The following is a 20420-nucleotide window of genomic DNA, read 5'->3' on the forward strand; positions in this document are numbered from 1 at the left end:
ATGCCCAGGTCGATGCCGGCCACGGAGCCGGTCGCGGGCAGTGGTTCGGGCTGGTCCTGCTCGGCGCTGAGCACGACGAACCACTTACGGCCCTCGCGCTTCACCGACACGGTCTTGATCCTGCCGACCACGGCGCGGTGCTGGTTGACCTTGACGTGGCCGACGCCCTGGAAGCGGACGCGGGTGACGGGGTTGTGCGGGGTGGAGTTCCACCGGCAGCCGTCCCCGTCCTTCGGGAAGTCCACCGTGTCGAACCAGTTCACCCCGCGAAAGCGCGGGTAGCCCGGGGTGTCGCCGGACGTGACCCGGCGGAAGAACGCGGCGAACGCTTTGTCGAGACGGCGCAAGGTGGCCTGCTGCGAACTGAACGACCAGCGGCCGTGACGCTCCAGGTCGAACGCCCGGATCTCCTTGAGCTGCGCGGACTGCATCCCGTACTTGACGGTGGTCTTCGAGACGTGCTGGTAGGCGTCGCGGCGTTCCTGCAACGCCCCGTTGTAGAGGGAGCAGTGATCCCGCAGCATCTCGCCGAGTGCCTGGCCCTGCCGGACGGTGGGCCGCATGAGGAACTTGTACGCACGGATCATCCAGCCCACCCCCTCCGGTCGAGTTTACTCGATCATACTACCCTTGGCGTATGTCACCACGCTGGGAACCAGATCCCAATATCAGACGCGGAAACCACGTCATCTACCACCTCCACGCACACTTGGTGTTCGTCACGAAGTACCGGCGTGAAATCTTCAACGGCGAGATGCTGACACGCTGCGAGGAGATCATGCGCGACGTGTGCGAGAGCTTCGGCGCGGAACTGCGCGAGTTCAACGGCGAGCACGATCACGTCCACCTGCTCGTGCACTACCCACCGAAGGTCGCCCTGTCCAAGCTCGTCAACAGCCTCAAGGGCGTCAGCTCCCGATACCTGCGAGCGGAGTACACCGGCCGGATCAACCGGATCGACACGGGCTCGGTGTTCTGGTCCCCGTCCTACTTCGCCGGGTCCTGCGGCGGCGCACCGCTGAGCATCGTCAAGGACTACATCGAGAACCAGAAGCGCCCAGCCTGACCGTCACCACGCAGGCGCAGAGATCTCCGGCGCTTCGCGCCTCCGGGCCGAGGATCGCATTCCCGCCCGGCCTAAAGGCCGGGATTCCCTGCGAAGAACAAGGGATGGCGCGGCACGGCGAGGAAGCTGATGAAGCCTCGGCCTCCCAAGAGGTCGAACTCGCGCAGCCCGCCCGATTGCGTCGAGGTCGCGATAGCCACCGCCGATGCCACCGTCCATGTGCGCGACTCCAAGGACAGGCTGAGCGCACAGCTCGCCTTCACGGACGGCGCCTGGGTCGAGTTCGTGGAGTTCGCGGGTCATTCCGCGTAACGCGCCCGGATGGCGTCGCGGGCCGATGTGACCGCCGCAAGGCAGAGGGAGAGTCCGGAGGAGACGGCGCCGGGGCTGTGCAGCAGGTCGGTGAAGGTGTCGACGAGGTCCGCGAGGTCGTCCCAGGCGGGCTCCAAGGCCAGGACTTCGGCCAGTCCCCGGTCGGCCGCGTCCCAGTCGGCGAGGGCGCAGCCGACGATGCACCGACCCGTAAGGCGCGTCGCCTCGTCCGCTTCGCCCGTGTCCAGGACCTGTGCCAGTTCACGCCACAGGGGTTCCGCGGCCTCCAGTCCCCGGGACCTGCTGTCGATCATCGCCAGCTGGAACGTGCCCGGCACCACGTCCTCCGCGCGGATCCGTTCGGCGAGGCGTCGGGCCTGTGCCCACTGCCCGGTGTGCCGGAAGGTCACGACGCGTAGGTAGTCGAGGTCGTCGTCCGGGTCGGCCGCCCGCTCCGCATCGGCCAGCCGGGCCAGCGCCTCGTCCCATCGGCCGCTGTGGATCAGCGCCTCGATGGCGTTGCTGCGGGCCGTGTCCAGGGCCCCGTCCAGGGTGAGGCACCGGTCCCAGTCGGCCACGGCCTGGTCGGTCCGCCCGGTCGCCAGGAAGACACGCGCCCGCTGGTCGTACGCCCACGCGTAGTCCGGACTCGCCGCCAGGGCGCGGTCCAGAAATGCCAGTGCCTCGATGTGGTTCCTCAGGGCACGGTGCGATGCGCCAAGACTGGCCAACGCCGAGGCGTTGCCGGGATCGCGTTCCACCACGCGATGGAAGACATCGATCGCCTCCTGGTGTCTGCCCGCGATCCGGTAGGCGTCACCCAGCTCGGTCTCGATCCAGTTGGCTCCGGGGCTCGCCGCGACCGCACGCCGGAGATCCTCGAACATGCCGTCCCGGTCGTGCAGTCGGCGCTTGACCCGCGCCCGCCTCAGCAGGGCCCAGGAGTAGTCCGGCTCCAACCCGACAGCGCGGTTCAGGTCGGCCAGAGCCTCCTCGTCACGGCCCAGTTCGTGGTGGGCGGCCCCACGGCCCGCGAGGGCCGAAGGGTAGTCGGGCATGAGGGAGACGGCTCGGTCGAGTTCGGTGACGGTCTCCTCGAAGCGGCCTGCAAGCCGATAGGCCTCTCCCCGTTCCGACGCGACCCAGGCCGAGTCGGGCGAGAGACGGGCCGCCCGGTCCAGGTCGGCGAACGCCTTGTCCCACTCCTCCATGTCGGCGTGCAGGCGAGCCCTGCGCACCAGCGGCCAGAGGTAGTCCTCGTCGATGCGCAGAGCGCGGTCGAAGTCGGCGAGCGCCTCGTCCGGCAGCCCGAGCGCGTGCCGGCAGACGCCCCTGGAGGCCAGGGCACCGGAATCGGTCGGATCGAGTGTGACGGCCCGGTCGAAGTCGGCGACAGCCTCCTCGAACCGGCCTGCCAGCCGATACGTCTCGCCGCGGGCCGCAATGACCCGCCCGTCATGAGGAGCCAGTTCTCCGGCACGGTCGAAGGCGGCCAGAGCCGCCGGGAAGTCGCCCAGAGACCGTTGGGCGACACCACGGTTGACGTGGGCCAGATCCAGATCCGGATCGAATTCGACCGCCCGATCGCACTCGCTCAGAGCCTGCCGGTCCTCCCCGGCGTAGTGCAGCTCGCTCCCCCGCAGCGTGTGCGCCAGCGCCCGGTCCCGCACGGTCGTCCCGGAGTGGGCCAGAAACAGATCCATCGCCTTGGTCACCCCGGCCTCGTCGTCCGCGAGGGCCTCGCCCAGGCGACGACCGAAGTCCTTCAGGTCCGGCGCGTCGGCGGCGGCCCCCGCCTCCTCCAGCATGCGCGCCCAGTGCCGACCGGTCCCGTGATCCGTCCCGCAGACTCCGATCAGGTCCCGCAGCACTCCGGGGAGCGCCGAGAACGGGCGGGCACACAACGAGTGATACATCTCCTCCAGCCGCAGCTCACACCACTGCCCGTGCGCCCATTCCGCATAAGGCCGCAGGCCGCGCGCCGCCTCCTCGCGCCAACGGCCCAACACACCCGCGAGCCTCTCGTGCCGCTCGACCCACCCCCGCGGAGAACGGTGTCTCTGCAACCGGAGCATCGGCTCACGTACCAGGTCGTGATACCGCAGCCGGTCACTGCGATCGTCCACGAACGCCAGCCCGCGCAGCCAACCGAAGAGCGCGTCGGCCTCCTCGTCCGGGCAGTCCACGGCCGCCCGGAACACGTCCATGTCCAAGCGCCGGGGCAGGGCACACGCGAGTGCCACCGACTGGCGTACGGGATCCTGCTCCCACTTCAGGTAGCGTTCGACGGCCGTGGCGCTGGGGTCGCCCACGTCGCCCGGGTCGGTGGGACGCTGCTCGGCCAGGGTCGAGACCAGCAGGGGCAGTCCACCCGTGAGGCGTAGCACCTCCTCCACCACAGGCTCGGCCACGACGCCTTTGTCCGCCAGCAGCCCACGGGCCTCCGCCTCTGTGAACGGCCCTAGAGGTACATCCGTCATGAAATCGGCGAAGGCGCCCCAGCGGGCGGTGTCGAAGGGACGTTGGCCGGCCGTCACCATCACGACGGTGGCCGGCAGGGTGCCGTGCCGGTCACTCGTCATCACCTCATGCAGCCATCCGTCGAGGAACGGTCCCGTCCGCTCGTACGTGTCGAAGAACAGGACGATCCACGGTGCCCCGGACGCCGCGTCGGACAGCTCGCTCAACAGCACGGGCGTGAGCACGCGCTCCGGGGACAGGACCAGCTGCACGTCCTCCTGATTGCGGAAACGCGCGCTGAGGCTTGCCCTCACCCGGTCGGCGCCCTGGGCGAGTTGGGACGTGTCGAAAGCTCCGGCGAAGGCGCCCACCCCCGGCACCATGCCCAGCCCGACCAGCCCGGCCCGCGCCACCGCCATGCTGCCCGCCGAGGGCCCATCCATCTCCGGTTCGAGCGCGACCACCGCATCCGCCTCGTGGCGCCGCTCCCGATGGGTGGCCAGCAGCCGGTCGAGCTCCTTGAACCGGTGCCCCTGCCGCGCGAACCGGTCGCTGATCGCCGCCATCGCCTCGGGCACGCTGCCCACGCTCTCGTCGACGTACGCGGTGAGCGCCCCGCGCTCCTGCGCGAGCTGCTCCAACTCCCTTACCAGGAAGGTCTTTCCGACCCCGGCGTTGCCGTGCACATGGAACAGGAACCGGTGCCGCTCATCCTCCGGCGGCAGCTCGAAGTTCTCCCGGAACGCGGCCCGTTCGGCGCCCCGGCCGACAAAGCCGCGCCGCCTGCGACCCTTGATCAGCTCCTGCATCGACGGCCGCGTCGTCCCCATCCGCCCCACCCCCGTAGCCGGTCCGACTGAATTCTGGCAGAGGGCTCGAGCGCCCGGACAGACACTCGACGATTGACTTCGGAATACGTTCCGAAGTACCCTCGGGTCATGTCCACTCCCACGGTCGCCTTCTCCGAGCTCTCGAAGAACTCGAAGCGTGTCGCGGACACGCTCGACCAGGCTCAGCGTGTACACATCACGCGCCGGGACGGCGAGGATCTCTACCTGACGACGGCACGCCATGACCAGCAGCGCGAGGAGACAGCGGACATCACGGCCCGCCTTCTCGCCGCCCTCGTGCGCAGCGATGCCGGTGAGCGGGCCATACTGCGGGCGCTTCCCTCAGTCTTTCCGTGGGTTCGCCATCTGTCGGCGGACGAGCTGAAGGAGTTCGTCGCCGAGCTCATCGAGGCCACGTACGACGCGGCCCAGTTGGACGTCCATGGCAATCTCCACCGAGTCGTCGTGGAATGGCGCGCGACGGCACGTGTCCTCGCCGACCCCGAGCTCACCGCGCAGCTCACCCGTCGGCGGCCGGACGAGGACCACGGCGAGGTGACCGCGCCGTGAGCCCGAAGCGAGGCGACGACGTCGCGCCGCCGCCGGTGGGCGAGGAATGGCGCCTGCGATTCGCGACGAACGAGGCGGCGAAGGGATGGGGCGAGCTGGGAGCGGAGGCGCCGGGCAACACTCGGCGCTGCTTCGAGGCGCTGCGCGGCGACCCGCTGTCCCGAGCGGATCCCGACCGTCAGCACCGGCTGCGCGGCCGGTTGGCCACGGGCAACCTTGGCGGCCAGGAGTATCCCCAGTGGGAGTACGAGGTCACGGCAGGCGGTCGCGTGCGCTATCTCGTCGACGAAGCACGCCGCACCGTCCACCTCGTGCACGCGTCGACCCGCCACCCCAAGGACACCGAGTAGCTTGCCACCGGGCGAGATGCTCCAACTTCCGCACCAGGAACGTCATTCCGACCCCGGCAGCCTGGGCACCCTGATGGCCCGCGCCTCTCGTCGACGTACCCCGTGACCGCCCTGGCCGCACGGGAAATCAGAACCGCTCTTGCGCCCACCTCACCCGTGAGAGGCACAGCTCCTCGGCCCGGGCGATCGCACTGATCCCGTACTCACGGGGATTCCAACACCGGCAGCAGTTCCGGCAGATGGCCGTCCGAAGCCGCAGCTGCCCGCTGCCGCTCCCCCGCCACCTCCCCGTACAACGTCGTCCGCGGCTTGGCCGGACGCCCAGCCGCCTCCGCGACCGCGATCAGGTCCTTGACCGACTTGTAGGAGCCGTAGGACGAGCCCGCCATCCGGGAGATGGTCTCCTCCATGAGCGTGCCGCCGAGGTCGTTGGCGCCGGAGCGGAGCATTTCGGCCGCGCCGTCCGTGCCGAGCTTGACCCAGCTGGTCTGGATGTTGGGGATGTGCGGGTGGAGGAGGAGGCGGGCCATCGCCATGACCGCGCGGTTGTCGCGGGTCGTCGGGCCGGGGCGGGCGATGCCGGCCAGGTAGACCGGGGCGTTGGTGTGGATGAAGGGGAGGGTCACGAACTCCGTGAAGCCGCCGGTCTGTTGCTGGATGCGGGAGAGGGTGCGGAAGTGGCCGAGCCAGTGGCGGGGCTGGTCCACATGGCCGTACATCATGGTCGAGGAGGAGCGGATGCCGAGCTCGTGCGCGGTGGTGATCACTTCGATCCAGGTGGCCGTGGGCAGCTTGCCCTTGGTCAGGACCCACCGCACCTCGTCGTCGAGGATCTCCGCCGCCGTGCCCGGGATCGAGTCCAGGCCCGCTTCCTTCGCCGCCGTCAGCCATTCGCGGATCGACAGCCCGGTGCGGGTCGCGCCGTTCACCACCTCCATCGGGGAGAAGGCGTGCACGTGCATGCCGGGGACGCGGGACTTCACCGCGCGCGCGATGTCGAAGTACGCCGTGCCGGGCAGGTCCGGGTGGATGCCGCCCTGCATGCAGACCTCGACCGCCCCGACGTCCCAGGCCTGCTGGGCCCGGTCCGCGACCTGGTCCAGCGACAGGGTGTACGCGTCGGCGTCCGTGCGGCGCTGGGCGAAGGCGCAGAAGCGGCAGCCGGTGTAGCAGACGTTCGTGAAGTTGATGTTCCGCGTGACGATGTACGTGACGTCGTCGCCGACCGCCGACTTGCGGACGTCGTCCGCGATGCGGGTGAGGGCGTCCAGGGCCGGGCCGTCCGCGTGCAGCAGGGCGAGGGCCTCGTCGTCGGTGAGCTTCGTGGGGTCGTCGGCCGCCGTCGCCAGCGCCGCGCGTACGTCCGTGTCGATACGGGACGGCACCATCCCGGGCGCGGCCGCCTCCCGCAGCGCCTCCCAGTCGCCGTACACCTCTTCGTAGTCGTCGCGGCGGTCGGACGTCCGGCCCTCGGTGTCGATCGACACGTGCAGATCCGTACGGCCCGACGCGGTGAACGCCTCCTCCGGCTCCTGCCAGGGGTGCCCCTCCACGACGGCGTCCTCGCGGGCGAGACCGGTCTCCGGGTCGGCCAGCGCCCGCACGTGCGGCAGCAGCCGCGGGTCCAGCCAGGGCTCACCGCGCTGCACGAACTCCGGGTAGACGCAGAGGCGTTCACGCAGTGCGAAGCCCGCGGCCCTGGACTGCTCGGCGAGCTGCTCGATCTGCGGCCACGGGCGCTCGGGGTTCACGTGGTCGATCGTCAGCGGCGAGACCCCGCCCCAGTCGTCGATGCCCGCGCCGATCAGCCGCCCGTACTCGGAGTCCACCAGGTTCGGCGGCGCCTGGAGGCAGGCCGCCGGGCCCATGATGTGCCGGGCCACCGCGACCGTGGCGACCAGTTCGTCCAGCTCCGCGTCCGGCATCCCGCGCATCGCGGTGTCCGGCTTGGCCCGGAAGTTCTGGATGATCAGTTCCTGGATGCCGTGGTACGACCGCGACACCCGGCGCAGCGCGAAGAGGGAGTCGGCGCGCTCCTCGTACGTCTCGCCGATGCCGATCAGCAGGCCGCTGGTGAAGGGGACGGAGGAGCGGCCCGCGTCCTCCAGGACCCGCAGCCGGACCGCCGGTTCCTTGTCGGGCGATCCGTAGTGCGGGCCGCCCGGCTCGCTCCACAGCCGGGTCGCGGTCGTCTCCAGCATCATGCCCATCGACGGGGCCACCGGCTTGAGCCGCTGGAAGTCGGTCCAGGACATGACGCCCGGGTTGAGGTGCGGCAGCAGCCCCGTCTCCTCCAGGATGCGGATGGAGATGGCGCGTACGTACGCGATCGTGTCGTCGTACCCGTGCGCGTCCAGCCACTCGCGCGCCTCCGGCCAGCGGTCCTCCGGCTTGTCGCCGAGGGTGATCAGGGCTTCCTTGCAGCCCAGTTCGGCACCCCGGCGGGCGATGTCGAGGACCTCGTCCGGGGACATGAACATCCCGTGGCCCGCCCGGCGCAGCTTGCCCGGCACGGTGACGAAGGTGCAGTAGTGGCATTTGTCCCGGCACAGCCGGGTGAGCGGGATGAAGACGCTCTTCGAGTATGTGATGACGCCGGCGCGGCCCGCCGCCTCCAGGCCCGCGTCACGCACCCGCGCGGCGGAGGCGGTGAGGTCCTCGAGGTCCTCGCCGCGCGCCTGGAGCAGCACCGCCGCCTCGGTGACGTCGAGCGCGACGCCGTCCCGCGCACGCCTCAGCGCGCGCCGCATGGAGTTCGCCGTCGGCCCGGTTCCGGGAGTCGCGCTAGTCGTCATCCTTCGAGCATACGATCGCGGTGATCAGGCATTACAGGGCGCGGGCGTATTCCTCCGGGCGGGCAGATCGTTACAGATTGCCACTGGTGGCGCGGGAGCGGTCGGGTCCCGGTGCGGCGCCGCTTCCCCGAAAGCCGACGATTCCCTTCCCTTGCACCACAGTTCACCGCTGAATACCAGGGTTGTACGGGTCACACCCTGCGCCACCCCCCGCGCCAACCCCTGTGCAACGCCTGCACCACCCGTGCACCACCCCTGCGTCAACCTTGTCACTCACGACACCCTGGGAGCAGCAGCATGCGCGAGGACGACCACGGCATCGACAGACGGTCCCTGTTCGTGACGGGAGCGGTCGCCGCCCTTACGTTGGGAAGCGTGACCTTCGCGAGCGGAGCCGCGGCCGACGACGGATCCGGGAGCCGGACGAGCGGTTCGGAGACCCGGACGGTGCGCGGCACCCTGCCCACCGGTTCGCCGGACTTCGTGTACCTCCCGGTCGAAGTCCCGCACGGGGTGCGGGAGATCCACGTCGCCTACACCTACGAGAAGCCGTCCGTCCCGGCCGGCACCGCGGGCAACGCCCTCGACATCGGCCTCTTCGACGAGCGCGGCACGGAGCTGGGAGGCCGGGGCTTCCGCGGCTGGTCGGGCGGGGCGCGCACCGAGTTCTTCGTCCGGGCGGACGACGCGACCCCGGGCTACCTCCCGGGTCTCATCAAGCCCGGCACCTGGCACATCGCGCTCGGCCCGTACACGGTGGCGCCGCAGGGCCTGCCGTACGAGGTCACGATCACGCTGACGTACGGGGAGCAGGACGCGACCCCGGCCCCGGTGTACCCCCCGTCGCGGGCGAAGGGCCGCGGCCGTGACTGGTACCGCGGCGACTGCCATCTGCACTCCTGGTACTCGGACGGCCGCCGCACCCCCGCGGAGATCGCGGCGCTGGCCCGCGCGGCAGGGCTGGACTTCATCAACACCTCCGAGCACAACACGCACTCCTCGCACCCGCATTGGGCGGACCAGGCGGGCGACGACCTCCTGATCATGCTCGGCGAGGAGGTGACGACGAGGAACGGCCACGTCCTGGCGCTCGGCACGGACCCGGGCACCTTCGTCGACTGGCGCTACCGGGCCCGCGACAACCGCTTCGGCAAGTACGCCCGCCAGATCCGCCACGCCGGGGGCCTCGTCGTGCCCGCCCATCCGCACGCCACCTGCATCGGCTGCGGCTGGAAGTTCGGCTTCGGGGAGGCGGACGCGGTCGAGGTGTGGAACGGCCCGTTCACCCCCGACGACGAGGTGTCCCTCGCCGAGTGGGACAACACGCTGGTCGCCGCCGTGCGCTCCGGCCGCGACTGGATCCCGGCGATGGGCAACAGCGACGCCCACCGGGACCCCGACCCGATCGGCACCCCCCAGACGGTCGTCCTCGCCGATGACCTGACCCGCGAGGCCATCCAGGCCGGCATCCGCGCCGGCCGCTCCTACGTGGCCGAGTCGAAGCTGGTCTCCCTCACCTTCACGGCATCCGGCCCCAAGGGCGAACACGCGGGCATCGGCGAACGCCTCCGCGTGGACAAGGACACCCCGGTCACCATCCGGCTGGCGGCCACCGGCGCCCCCCGCTGCACGATCCGTTTCGTCACCGACCAGGGCGTCCTCTTCACCAGCGCGCCCCTGCCGGTCTCCGGCTCCGGCACGGCCGAATGGCAGACGACGGCGGCGTACGCGGCGTACGTACGAGCGGAACTGCGGCACGAGGTGGCGGTGGGCCCGCTGCCGGGGCCGTTGGCGGCGTTCACGAATCCGATTTTCCTGGGGGCGCCCGGGGAGCAGGAGTAACACTCAGGAGCAGCCGCGGTTGAGCGGTCCGGAAGTGGCCACGGGGGCCGCGGGTGAGGGGTCCCCGGGCCGGCCGAGCGGCTGCGGAGGGTGGGCGGCAGCTCAGGCTTCCAGCGTCCACAGGCCCGGACAGGAGTGCCATCGCACGGCGTCCGGTGCGGAGCCATGGGTGGCGCGGGAGGTGTCAGCGGTCGGCGATGTCCTCGCGGAGGCCGTCGGAGAATTCCCACCACGACAAAGGAAGCCAGTCGCCGTTGACGAAGGCGTCGACAGTCGCGCCTCGACCGCGGACAGTCACGGTCGTCCCTGGCGGGTAGGTGGTGCCGGAGAGCCCCGGTACGGGGACAAGCAGGGTTCCCAGTCTCTGTGCTGGCACGTCTTGCCCTCGCTCTCCATCGATTTCTCGGTACGGCGGCAGTTGATTATTCATTCAGATATTACCGGGTTGTCCTATCGAGCAGGCCGGAGAATCATGAGAGATAGGTCACGCGGCAAAAACGGGGCGGGCGCGTGGCACATAGACACGTGCGTCACCGAGCGGAGGTGGCAGTCATGAAAGCCGTCGTTTACAAAGGACCGTTCACCGTTGCGGTCGAAGACGTTGAAAAGCCGAGCATTCAGCATCCGAACGATGTGATCATACGGATCACCTCAACCGCGATATGCGGCTCCGATCTGCACATGTACGAGGGCCGCACCGCCGCCGAGCCCGGAATTGTCTTCGGGCACGAGAACATGGGAATCATCGAGGAACTCGGCCAGGGCGTCACCGCGCTCAAGGAAGGCGACCGCGTGGTCGTGCCCTTCAATGTCGCCTGCGGGTTCTGCACCAACTGTGTCGAGGGATTCACCGGATTCTGTCAGACCGTCAATCCCGGTTTCGCGGGCGGAGCTTACGGCTATGTCGCCATGGGGCCCTGGACGGGCGGCCAGGCCGAATACCTGCGCGTTCCCTACGCCGACTTCAACTGCCTGAAACTGCCGCAGGGAAACGAGCACGAGAGCGATTTCATATTGCTCGCCGACATCTTCCCCACCGGCTACCACGGCTGCGAACTCGCCCAGGTCCGCCCTGGCGAGAGCGTCGCGGTGTACGGCGGTGGGCCCGTTGGTCTCATGGCCGCCTACTCGGCGCTGCTCCGCGGCGCGAAGAAGGTGTTCGTCGTGGACCGGGTCCCCGAGCGGCTGCAGAAGGCCGAGGAGATAGGCGCGGTTCCGATCAACTTCGCCGAGGGCGACCCGATCGAGCAGATCAAGGACCAGACCGAGGGCATCGGCACGGACAAGGGCGTTGACGCCGTCGGCTACCAGGCGATGGCGCGCGGCACAGACCAAGAGGAACCGGCGACCGTCCTGAACTCGCTCGTCGGCACGGTCCGAGCCACCGGAGCGCTCGGCGTGCCAGGCCTCTACGTCCCGTCCGACCCCGGAGGCCCGGACGATCAGGCCAAACACGGCATGCTCTCCGTCTCGATCGGCAAGCTCTTCGAGAAGGGCCTGCGGATGGGTACCGGGCAGTGCAACGTGAAGCGCTACAACCGGTACCTGCGAGACATGATCATCGAAGGCCGGGCGAAGCCCAGCTTCGTCGTCTCCCACGAACTGCCGCTGCACCAGGCCTCGTCGGCCTACGACAAGTTCGACAAGCGGATCGAGGGCTACACAAAGGTGGTGCTGCACCCGTAGATCCGGCACGTACACACCCCCGGGTGCGACAGGCCCACCCGGGGGTGTCCCTCACCCCCGGCCCTACTCGGGCGGCGTGTTCGAGAGGCGGTCCAGCCACTCGGAGAGCAGGGCGCCCTCGGCCGGGGTGAAGGCCGGGCTCGGGGTCTGGCGCAGGAGGGCGCCCAGGCGGGTCGCGGTGGCGGGGACGCCGGTTTCGGCCGGGGCGCTCGTGGACGGCGTACGGGATTGCGTCACGTCCGGGGTGAAGACCACCGCATGTACCGCGTCCCGTACCCGGCGGGAGACCGTCCGGTCGGTGAAGGTCGACGGGCGGGAGACCAGCATCAGGGCGACGCCGACATTGGCGGACAAGATGATCTGGGCGGCCAGCTCCGGGGCGAGGCGCAACTTGCCCTGTTCGGCGGCTCGCCGAAGGTCCGCGGTGAGGATCTCGTGGGACTCCAGGGCCGCGGCCGGCGGCGTACGCATGGCCGGGGAGTTCATGAGGCGGTAGAGGTTCGGGTTCTGGAGTGCGAACTCGGTGTGCGAGTCCCAGCCGTCGCGCAGGTCCTGCACCGGGTCCGTACCGGGTCGACGTTCACGCTTGGCCGCCAGGTACTTCTCCCAGCCGCGGTCGACGACCGCCGACAGCAGGCCCTCCTTGTCCCCGAAGTGGCGGTAGAGCGCCGGGGCACCGACCCCGGCGGCCTCGCAGACCGCCCGGGTCGAGACGTCCCCGTTCGGGGACTCCGCGACCAGGGCGGCCGCCACTTCGAGAATGCGCGCTTTCGTACTCACGGGAGCGACGCTATCCGAGGCCGTACGGCTGGTCATGTGCCTGGTCACACGGCTGGTCATACGGCCGTCTCGTGCGGGGCGAGGAGGTCCTCGAGGCCGATCCTCGTCAGGAACTCCGCCCGGATGCGGTCCGCGACCCGGCTGACCTCCTCGGAACCGTCGTTCGACGGGTCGACGTGGACCCGGAAGGGCCGCTTTCCGTGCGGAGTGCCGACGACCTCGACGATCGCGTCGGCCACCTGGGACACGTCCGCGTCGGCGGGCGCGAGGGCGGCCAGGCGCTGGCCGACCTGGTCCATCAGGCCCGCGTAGCGCTCCTCGTACGCCGGGATCACGGTCTGCTCGGAGGGGTGACCGCCCGTGGCGAAGTGGTTCGTGCCGGAGGTGAAGGCGCCCGGCACCACGATGGTCGTTTCGATGCCGAAGCGGGCCAGCTCGGCGGCGTACGAGACGGCGAGCGCGTCCATCGCGGCCTTGGCGGCGAAGTACGGCGCGAGATACGGCGGGGTGCCGCCCCTGCTGGACGTGGAGCCGACCCACAGCACCAGCCCGTGCCCCTGTGCGCGCAGGTGCGGCAGCGCGGCCCGGTTGACGCGCTGGGTGCCGAGCACGTTGGTGTCGTAAACCGCGGCCAGTTCCTCGGGGGTGAAGGCCTCGGTCGGGCCGGTCACCATGTGGCCCGCGTTGTGGACGACGACATCCAGCGAGCCGGTCTGCGCCAGCACGGTGTCGACGGCGGCGTACGCCGACTCCTGGGACAGGACGTCCAGTTCGACCGTACGCAGATCCACTTGGTGCTCGGCGGCGTACGCCGCCGCCTCCGCGACACGGCTCGCGTTGCGGCCCGCCGTGTCACGCATCGCCGCGTAGACCGTGTGCCCGGCGCGGGCGAGCGCGCGGGCGGACAGGGCGCCGAAGCCGGAACCGGCGCCGGTGATGAGGATCGTCTTGGCTGTGACGGACATGGTGGAACTCCAGGGGTGAAGGATCGGGGGGATTTACGCGATGCCGCCGTTGGCCCGGACCACCTGGCCGTTGACCCAGCGCCCGGCCGGTCCCGCCAGGAAGGCGACGACCCCGGCGATGTCCTCGGGGGTGCCGAGGCGCTCCAGCGGCGGCTGGGCGGCCATCCGCGCGACGGTCTCCTCGTCCTTGCCGTCCAGGAACAGGGCGGTGGCGGTCGGGCCGGGTGCCACCGCGTTGACGGTGATGTCCCGGCCGCGCATCTCGCGGGCCAGGATCAGGGTCATGGCCTCGACGGCGCCCTTCGTGGCGGCGTACGCGCTGTATCCGGGGATCGCGAGCGCCAGTACGGAGCTGGAGAAGTTGATGATCGCGCCGCCCGCGCGCAGCCGGCGCGCGGCCTGCTGGTCGACGACGAACGTGCCGCGGATGTTGGTGCGGTGCATCCGGTCGAGGGCGTCGAGGTCGAGGTCGACGAGCGGGGCGAGGGTCATGACGCCCGCCGCGTGCACAACGACGTCGACCCCGCCGTACGCGGACTCGGCCGCGTCGAAGAGGGCGGCCACCTCGGTCTCCTCGGCCACATCGGCGCGGACGGCGATCGCCCGGCCGCCGGCCTCGGTGATCGCGGCGACGGCCTTGTCGGCCTCGGCCTCGTTGCCCGCGTAGTTCACGACGACGGCGTAACCGTCGGCGGCGAGTCGCTCGGCGGTCTCCCGGCCGATGCCGCGGGATCCGCCGGTGACGACGGCCACGCGCGGGGAGGTGCTCGACGGCTCGTACTGCTCGTACCGCTCACTCATGGCGTTGCTCCTTGTCACTGCTGGGGTAGCGGTGATTCGCCCCCCGACAGGAGCAACGCTAACGCCGATGTGTTAGCGACGCTACCCTCGGCCGTAACATCGCTACGCCCGCCCCCATCGGGCCCGGTGTAATTTCAGTGGCGACGAACAGGAGAGGCGGCCCCCACATGACGCGCTACGCCGAGCTCAAGTACCGGATCGTCACGCCGTTCCAGCGGCACGTCGGCAACCCGGTGCTGCGCCGTCTGCCGATTCAGACCGTGCTGGAGACCACGGGCCGGAAGTCCGGCCTGCCCCGCCGTACCCCGGTGGGCGGCCGTCGTGTCGGCGACTCCTTCTGGCTGGTCTCCGAATACGGGGAGAGGTCCCAGTACGTGCGCAACATCCGCGCCGACGCGCGGGTTCGCGTCCGCATCAGGGGCCGCTGGCACAGCGGCACGGCCCACCTTCTCCCGGACGACGACCCCCGGGCCCGTCTGAAGACGCTGCCCCGGCTGAACAGTGCTGCTGTCCGGGCGGTGGGGGGTCGGTTGCTGACGGTGCGGGTGGACTTGGAGGACTGAGTTTTGCGCAGGTCCCCGCGCCCCTGAAAAGGGGCGCGGGGACCTGCGCGAACGGGATCTGGGGCGGAGCCCAGGGACGGACACGTCCCCTCACCCCGGCCAGACGATCGCCTGCACCTCGCTGTACGCGTGCAACGCGTACGACCCCACGTCCCTCCCCACGCCGCTCTTCTTGAAGCCGCCGAAGGGGGCCTCCATGTTGCGGCCTACGGTGTTCACGCCCACCCCGCCGGCCCGGAGGCGACGGGCGACGCGGAAGGCGCGGGCGACGTCGCCGGACCAGACGTAGTCGATCAGGCCGTAGTCGCTGTCGTTCGCGAGGGCTACGGCCTCCTCCTCGTCCTCGAAGGGGACGACCACGACGACCGGGCCGAAGATCTCCTCGCGGACCACCCGCATGTCGGGGGTGCAGTCGGCGAGGAGGGTGGGGGCGACGTAGAAGCCGCGTTCGAGAGCGGGGCGTTGGCCGCCCGTGACGACCCGCGCCCCCTCCTTCCGGCCCAGCTCGACGTACGACTCGACGCGGTCCCGGTGGGCGCCAGAGATGACGGGGCCGACCACCGTACCCTGCTCCCGCGGATCACCCACCTTCAAGTACCCGGCGTACGCCGCCAGTTGCTCCACCAGCCGGTCGTGCACGCCCCGCTGTGCCAGCACCCGCGTCGGCGCCGTACAGATCTGCCCGCTGTAGAACGAGAAGGTCGTACCGATACCCCTCACGGCCGACTCGACATCCGCGTCGTCGAAGACGACCGCCGCCCCCTTCCCGCCCAGCTCCATCAGCTGCCGCTTCATCCCCCGCCCGCACACCTCGGCGATCCGCTGCCCGACGGCCGTGGACCCGGTGAAGCTCACCATGTCCACATCGGCACAATCCACCGCGGCCTCGCCCACCTCCGGGCGTGAGCCGCTCACGACATTGACCACCCCCGGCGGGGCGCCCGCCGCCTCCAGCGCCTCCGCCATCCGGTACACGGAGAGGGGGTCCTGCGGGGCCGGCTTCACGACCACCGTGTTGCCCATCGCCAGCGCCGGGGCGATCTTGCCCGCCGGATTCGCCCACGGGTTGTTGTACGAGGTGATGCAGGTGACCACGCCGACGGGCTGGCGTACGGCCAGTGCGCCCATGACGGCCGCCTTGCCGAAGGGTCCGGCCTCGTTGATCTGCGGCGGCAGCGGCTGCTCGACGGGCTCGGCCTTCGCGTACCGGCGGAAGCGGGCGACCCCGACGCCGACCTGCATTCCGCGCGCCGTCGCCGTCGTGGCGCCGCTCTCGGCCTGGGCGAGTTCGGCGTACGGGACGAAGTTGCGCTCGATGATCCCCGCCGCCCGGTCGAGGACGGCGGCCCGCTCCTCGGCGGGCGTGCGCGACCACGCCCCGAAGGCCTCGCGGGCCGCGGCGGCGGCCGCGTGCACCTGTTCCCGCGAGGCCTCGGGCGCCCGCCCGACGACGCCCTCGGTCGCCGGGTCGATCACCTCGTAGAACCCGTTGTCGGGCACCACCCATGACCCGCCGATGAACAGCCTCTGCTCATCGGCCCTCCCCCTGTCGTCGGTCACCTGGTGCTCACCGTCGCCGTGTCCCGCCCGGAGCGGAGCACCTTGCCGGGCACGGCTCCCGTCACCTCATCGCCCCGGATCGCCTCGACTCCGTTGACCCACACGGCCGTTATCCCGATCGCCTTGGAGTCGAGACGCGGACTGTCGCCCGGCAGGTCGTGCACCAGAGTGGCCTTGCCGGCGTCGATCCGTTCCGGGTCGAAGAGCACCAGGTCGGCATGGAATCCCACCTCGACGCGTCCGCGCTCCCGCAGGCCGAAGAGCCGTGCCGGGTCGTCCGTCAGCATCTTCACGGCCTGCTCCAGCGTCACCAGCTTCCGCCCGCGCAGACAGTCCCCGATGAACCGGGTGGTGTACGGCGCTCCGCACATGCGGTCCAGATGGGCGCCCGCGTCGGAGCCGCCGAGCATGACGTCCTCGTGCCGCCACGTCTCCTGACGGAGGGCCCAGGAGTCGGGGTCGTTGTCGGTGGGCATCGGCCACAGCACCGTACGCAGGTCGTCGTCGGCGCAGATCTCCACGAGGCACTCGAAGGCTTCCTGGCCGCGCTCGGCGGCGATGTCCTTCACCACCCGCCCGGTCAGGCCCTCGTTCGCCGCGCTGTAGGTGTCCCCGATGACGTACCGCCCGAAGTTGGCGAGCCGCCGGAAGACACCGGCTTCCTTGGAAGCGGCCCGCCGCAGCATCTCCGCACGGACCTCCGGGTCGCGCAGCCGGGCGATCCGCTCCGGCACGGGGAGCCCGAGCACCTCACCCCATCCCGGGATCAGGTTCAGCGCGCAGAAGGTGCCCAGCGACATGTTCATCGGCGTGAGGATCGGCATGGTGAGGGCGACGATGCGGCCACCCGCCTTGCGGGCGCGCTCACTCGCCTCCAGCTGGCGGGGGACGCGTTCGGGGACGGCGGCGTCGATCGTCAGCACGTTCCAGTTCAGCGGGCGGCCCGCCGCCGCGCTCATTTCCACGAACAGATCGATCTCGTCGTCGCTGAACTGGTCGAGGCAGCCCGCGACGATGGCCTCGATCTGGGTACCTTCGTGGTCGGCGATGGCCCTGCTGAGCGCCAGCAGCTCCGCCGGCTCCGCGTGCCGGGAGGCGACCGGCTTCCCGTCGCCGTCGGAGTGGGTGGAGGACTGGGTGGTGGACAGGCCCCAGGCCCCGGCGTCCATCGCCTCGTGGAAGAGCCGCAGCATCTGCTGGAGCTGCACCTCGGACGGCTGCCCGCCCACCGCCTCCGCCCCCATGACGTACCGCCGCAGCGCGCAGTGCCCCACCATGAAGCCCGCGTTGACGGCGATCCGCCCCTCCAAGGCGTCCAGGTAGTCCCCGAAGGTGTGCCAGTTCCAGGGCGCGCCCTCCTCCAGGGCGACCAGGGACATGCCCTCGACCTTGGACATCATGCGGCGCGTGTAGTCGGCGTCCTCAGGCCTCAAGGGGTTCAACGGGGCCAGCGTGAAACCGCAGTTGCCGCCCGCGACCGTCGTCACCCCGTGGTTCAGGGACGGGGTCGCGTACGGGTCCCAGAACAGCTGGGCGTCGTAGTGCGTGTGCGGGTCGACGAAGCCGGGGGCGAGGACGAGCCCGGTCGCGTCCTCGGTCGTCCGGGCCTCCCCGATGTGCGTGCCGACGGCTGCGATCCGGCCGTTCTGTATGCCGACGTCGGCGGTGAACGCAGGGCCGCCCGTTCCGTCGACGACGGTCGCACCCCTGATCAGGTGGTCGAGCATGTCCTTTGCCTCCTCAAGTACCGTGCGATCCGCGCCCTCAAGGGGGGCGGGGAACTGCGCGACCGGCCACGGACGGCCCGCAGTCCAACGGCGGCAACCCGGCTTCCCCGGCGGAGCTTCAGGCGGCCTGGCGGAACCGGGTCGTGCGGTGCACCGGATCCGTGTCGATCTTCGGAATCACGTGCTCGCCGATCAGCTTGATCGTCTGGAGCGTGTACTCGGGCGGGACTCCGACCGGCAGTCCGAAGCTGAGCTGGTCGGCGCCCGCCTGCTCCCAGCGCTTGCACTGGGTGAGCACCTCGTCCGGGTCGCCGCAGATCAACAGCTCCTCCTCGATGAGGAGTTCGACGAACTCCGCGTTGTACTCGGGGAGCGTCTCGGGCCAGACGGGGAAGCCCTCGGGGCGCGGGAAGGTGTCGTGGTAGCGGAAGACGAGGGACGGCAGGTAGTGCAGTCCGCCGCCGACCGCGATCCGTATCGCCTCGTCGTGCGTCGGCGCGCAGATCGCGGTGGTCGTCACCATCACGTTGTCGTTGACGAAGTCCCCGATGGGCTCGGCGTTGACGACCGCCGTCTTGTACTGCTCAAGGACCCACTCCATGTCGGAGACCTTCTGCACGCTGAAGCCGAGCACCCCGAGCCCCTTGCGGGCGGCCATGGCGTACGAGGGCGGCGACCCGGCGGCGTACCACATCGCGGGGTGCGACTTCCCGTACGGCTTGGGGAGCACCTTGCGGGGCGGCAGCTGCCAGTGCTTGCCCTTGAACCCGACGTACTCGTCCTGGAGCCACATCTTCGGGAACTCGGCGATGGTCTCTTCCCAGATCTCCTTGGTGTAGTTCATGTCGGTGATGCCGGGAAGGAAGCCGAGGATCTCGTGGCTGCCGGCGCCCCGGCCGCTGCCGAACTCGAAGCGGTTCTCGGAGAGATGGTCGAGCATGGCGACCTTCTCGGCGACCTTCACCGGATGGTTGACCTGGGCGAGCGGGTTGAAGATCCCGGAGCCGAGATGGATGCGGTCGGTCGCGTGCGCCAGATAGCCGAGGTAGACGTCGTTCGCCGAGAGGTGCGAGTACTCCTCCAGGAAGTGGTGCTCGGACGCCCAGGCGTACTTGAAGCCGGACTTGTCCGCTTGGATGACGTACTCGGTCTCCTCCATCAGCGCCTTGTGCTCCGCGAGCGGATCGGTCTCGGCCCGCTTGCCCACATATCCCTGTACAAAGAGCCCGAATTCCAAGGAGGTTCACCGTCCCCATCCAGTTATCTGACGTACCGTCAGATTCATTGAGCCGACTGTTCCACCGTGCGCATGCACCGTCAATACCTGATACGGCGTCAGAGAACGCTCACGCCCGCCAGCCATCCCCCGTCGATCACGAACGGCTGCCCGGTGATGTACGAGGAGTCCTCGCTGGACAGGAAGAGGGCGAGCCGGGCGACCTCCTCCGGCTTCCCGATCCGCCCGAGCGGCACCAGCTTGCTGTACAGCTCGTCGAGCGCCTCGCCCATCTCCTCGGCGTTCGCTTCCGGGTCGAGCTGGGCCGGGTTGCTCATCGCGGTGTCGACGGCCCCCGGGCAGACGGCGTTGACCCGGATCTTCTTGGCGGCCAGTTCGAGGGCCGCGACACGGGTGAGGCCGACGATGGCGTGCTTGGTCGCCGTGTACGCGCCCACGAACGCCATGCCGGTCAGCCCCGCGTACGAGGCCGTGTTCACGATCGTGCCGCCGCCCGCGGCCTCTATCTCGGGCGCGACGGTCTTGATCCCGAGGAACACACCCACCTGGTTGACCTGCACGATCTGCTGGAACTCGTCGAGCGGCGTGCTGACCAGTTCGTTGAAGCGCAGGATGCCGGCGTTGTTGACGAGCCCGTCGATCCGCCCGTACGCCTCCTTGGCCGCCGTCACGGCCGCACGCCAGTCGCCCTCCCGGCCCACGTCGAGGTGGACGTAGTGCGCCCCCACCTCCTTGGCCAGCGCGGCCCCTTGATCATCGAGTACGTCCCCGATGACGACCTGGGCGCCCTCCGCCGCGAAGAGCCGCGCCTCCTGCTCGCCCTGTCCGCGCGCCGCGCCGGTGATGAGGACGACACGTCCGTCCAGCTTGCCCATG

At 70.1% G+C, this 20420-nt stretch carries 18 protein-coding genes; 7 read left to right on the forward strand and 11 right to left on the reverse strand.

What is annotated here, in order from left to right:
* On the reverse strand, nucleotides 1-587 hold a 587-nt coding region (locus ACZ4WS_RS37255), incomplete at its 3' end, for an RNA-guided endonuclease InsQ/TnpB family protein (RefSeq protein ID WP_467987374.1).
* A 50-nt stretch (nucleotides 588-637) separates the two neighbouring features.
* Between ACZ4WS_RS37255 and tnpA the strand changes: the two genes are divergently transcribed.
* Together tnpA and ACZ4WS_RS37265 are read left to right on the forward strand one after the other, a co-directional pair.
* Nucleotides 638-1066 (forward strand): IS200/IS605 family transposase, encoded by a 429-nt coding sequence (tnpA, locus tag ACZ4WS_RS37260; RefSeq protein ID WP_467987376.1) that lies wholly within the window; start codon nucleotides 638-640, stop codon nucleotides 1064-1066.
* Nucleotides 1067-1195: 129 nt separating this feature from the next.
* On the forward strand, nucleotides 1196-1378 hold the full coding sequence (locus tag ACZ4WS_RS37265; protein ID WP_467987377.1) for a DUF397 domain-containing protein: 183 nt from the start codon (nucleotides 1196-1198) through the stop codon (nucleotides 1376-1378).
* Here the strand turns inward: ACZ4WS_RS37265 and ACZ4WS_RS37270 are convergent.
* On the reverse strand, nucleotides 1366-4668 hold the full coding sequence (locus tag ACZ4WS_RS37270; RefSeq protein ID WP_467987379.1) for a tetratricopeptide repeat protein: 3303 nt from the start codon (nucleotides 4666-4668) through the stop codon (nucleotides 1366-1368). The genes ACZ4WS_RS37265 and ACZ4WS_RS37270 overlap by 13 nt on opposite strands.
* 108 nt (nucleotides 4669-4776) lie before the next feature.
* On the opposite strand from ACZ4WS_RS37270, the gene ACZ4WS_RS37275 reads away from it, so the two are divergent.
* Entirely contained in the window at nucleotides 4777-5238 is a 462-nt protein-coding gene (locus tag ACZ4WS_RS37275) for a prevent-host-death family protein (RefSeq protein WP_467987380.1), read from the forward strand.
* A complete protein-coding gene (locus ACZ4WS_RS37280; protein ID WP_467987382.1) occupies nucleotides 5235-5588 on the forward strand; it encodes a hypothetical protein in 354 nt (117 codons plus the stop codon). The genes ACZ4WS_RS37275 and ACZ4WS_RS37280 overlap by 4 nt, the downstream gene beginning before the upstream one ends.
* A 203-nt stretch (nucleotides 5589-5791) precedes the next feature.
* Here ACZ4WS_RS37280 and ACZ4WS_RS37285 read toward each other — a convergent pair whose 3' ends face one another.
* Nucleotides 5792-8383, reverse strand: a complete 2592-nt coding sequence (locus ACZ4WS_RS37285) for a bifunctional FO biosynthesis protein CofGH (protein WP_467987383.1) — start codon at nucleotides 8381-8383, stop codon at nucleotides 5792-5794.
* Between the two features lie 297 nt (nucleotides 8384-8680).
* On the opposite strand from ACZ4WS_RS37285, the gene ACZ4WS_RS37290 reads away from it, so the two are divergent.
* Nucleotides 8681-10225, forward strand: coding sequence for a CehA/McbA family metallohydrolase (locus ACZ4WS_RS37290; protein WP_467987384.1), 1545 nt, complete (start codon nucleotides 8681-8683; stop codon nucleotides 10223-10225).
* 184 nt (nucleotides 10226-10409) lie between these two features.
* Here ACZ4WS_RS37290 and ACZ4WS_RS37295 read toward each other — a convergent pair whose 3' ends face one another.
* Nucleotides 10410-10601 (reverse strand): hypothetical protein, encoded by a 192-nt coding sequence (locus ACZ4WS_RS37295; RefSeq protein ID WP_369247313.1) that lies wholly within the window; start codon nucleotides 10599-10601, stop codon nucleotides 10410-10412.
* Nucleotides 10602-10777: 176 nt separating this feature from the next.
* Here ACZ4WS_RS37295 and ACZ4WS_RS37300 point away from each other — a divergent pair, with 176 nt between their 5' ends.
* Complete coding sequence (locus ACZ4WS_RS37300; protein WP_467987385.1) at nucleotides 10778-11911, forward strand: glutathione-independent formaldehyde dehydrogenase; 1134 nt, start codon at nucleotides 10778-10780, stop codon at nucleotides 11909-11911.
* 63 nt (nucleotides 11912-11974) lie between these two features.
* On the opposite strand, the gene ACZ4WS_RS37305 is transcribed toward ACZ4WS_RS37300, so the two are convergent.
* The 3 genes from ACZ4WS_RS37305 to ACZ4WS_RS37315 are packed head-to-tail and all read right to left on the reverse strand — an operon-like array spanning nucleotide 11975 to nucleotide 14457.
* The gene (locus ACZ4WS_RS37305; protein WP_467987386.1) at nucleotides 11975-12691 is read right to left on the reverse strand and encodes a TetR/AcrR family transcriptional regulator; all 717 of its coding nucleotides are present in this window, start codon (nucleotides 12689-12691) and stop codon (nucleotides 11975-11977) included.
* 56 nt (nucleotides 12692-12747) lie between these two features.
* Entirely contained in the window at nucleotides 12748-13656 is a 909-nt protein-coding gene (locus ACZ4WS_RS37310) for an SDR family NAD(P)-dependent oxidoreductase (protein WP_467987387.1), read from the reverse strand.
* Nucleotides 13657-13689: 33 nt separating this feature from the next.
* Entirely contained in the window at nucleotides 13690-14457 is a 768-nt protein-coding gene (locus ACZ4WS_RS37315) for an SDR family oxidoreductase (RefSeq protein ID WP_467987389.1), read from the reverse strand.
* A 167-nt stretch (nucleotides 14458-14624) separates the two neighbouring features.
* On the opposite strand from ACZ4WS_RS37315, the gene ACZ4WS_RS37320 reads away from it, so the two are divergent.
* Nucleotides 14625-15020, forward strand: a complete 396-nt coding sequence (locus tag ACZ4WS_RS37320) for a nitroreductase/quinone reductase family protein (protein WP_467987390.1) — start codon at nucleotides 14625-14627, stop codon at nucleotides 15018-15020.
* Nucleotides 15021-15110: 90 nt separating this feature from the next.
* Here ACZ4WS_RS37320 and ACZ4WS_RS37325 read toward each other — a convergent pair whose 3' ends face one another.
* The 4 genes from ACZ4WS_RS37325 to ACZ4WS_RS37340 all read right to left on the reverse strand — a co-directional run bounded on the left by ACZ4WS_RS37325 (nucleotide 15111) and on the right by ACZ4WS_RS37340 (nucleotide 20419).
* Nucleotides 15111-16580 carry an aldehyde dehydrogenase family protein gene (locus ACZ4WS_RS37325; protein WP_467987392.1) on the reverse strand — a complete coding sequence of 490 codons (1470 nt, stop codon included), beginning with the start codon at nucleotides 16578-16580 and terminating at the stop codon, nucleotides 15111-15113.
* Nucleotides 16577-18307 (reverse strand): N-acyl-D-amino-acid deacylase family protein, encoded by a 1731-nt coding sequence (locus ACZ4WS_RS37330; RefSeq protein WP_467987393.1) that lies wholly within the window; start codon nucleotides 18305-18307, stop codon nucleotides 16577-16579. The genes ACZ4WS_RS37325 and ACZ4WS_RS37330 overlap by 4 nt, the downstream gene beginning before the upstream one ends.
* Before the next feature lie 118 nt (nucleotides 18308-18425).
* Nucleotides 18426-19544: an LLM class flavin-dependent oxidoreductase gene (locus tag ACZ4WS_RS37335; RefSeq protein WP_467987394.1), complete on the reverse strand. Its 1119-nt coding sequence runs from the start codon at nucleotides 19542-19544 to the stop codon at nucleotides 18426-18428.
* Nucleotides 19545-19642: 98 nt separating this feature from the next.
* Nucleotides 19643-20419 carry an SDR family NAD(P)-dependent oxidoreductase gene (locus ACZ4WS_RS37340; protein WP_467987396.1) on the reverse strand — a complete coding sequence of 259 codons (777 nt, stop codon included), beginning with the start codon at nucleotides 20417-20419 and terminating at the stop codon, nucleotides 19643-19645.
* Nucleotide 20420: the final 1 nt, after the last annotated feature.

This window comes from Streptomyces sp. NPDC029292 (genome assembly GCF_055569295.1).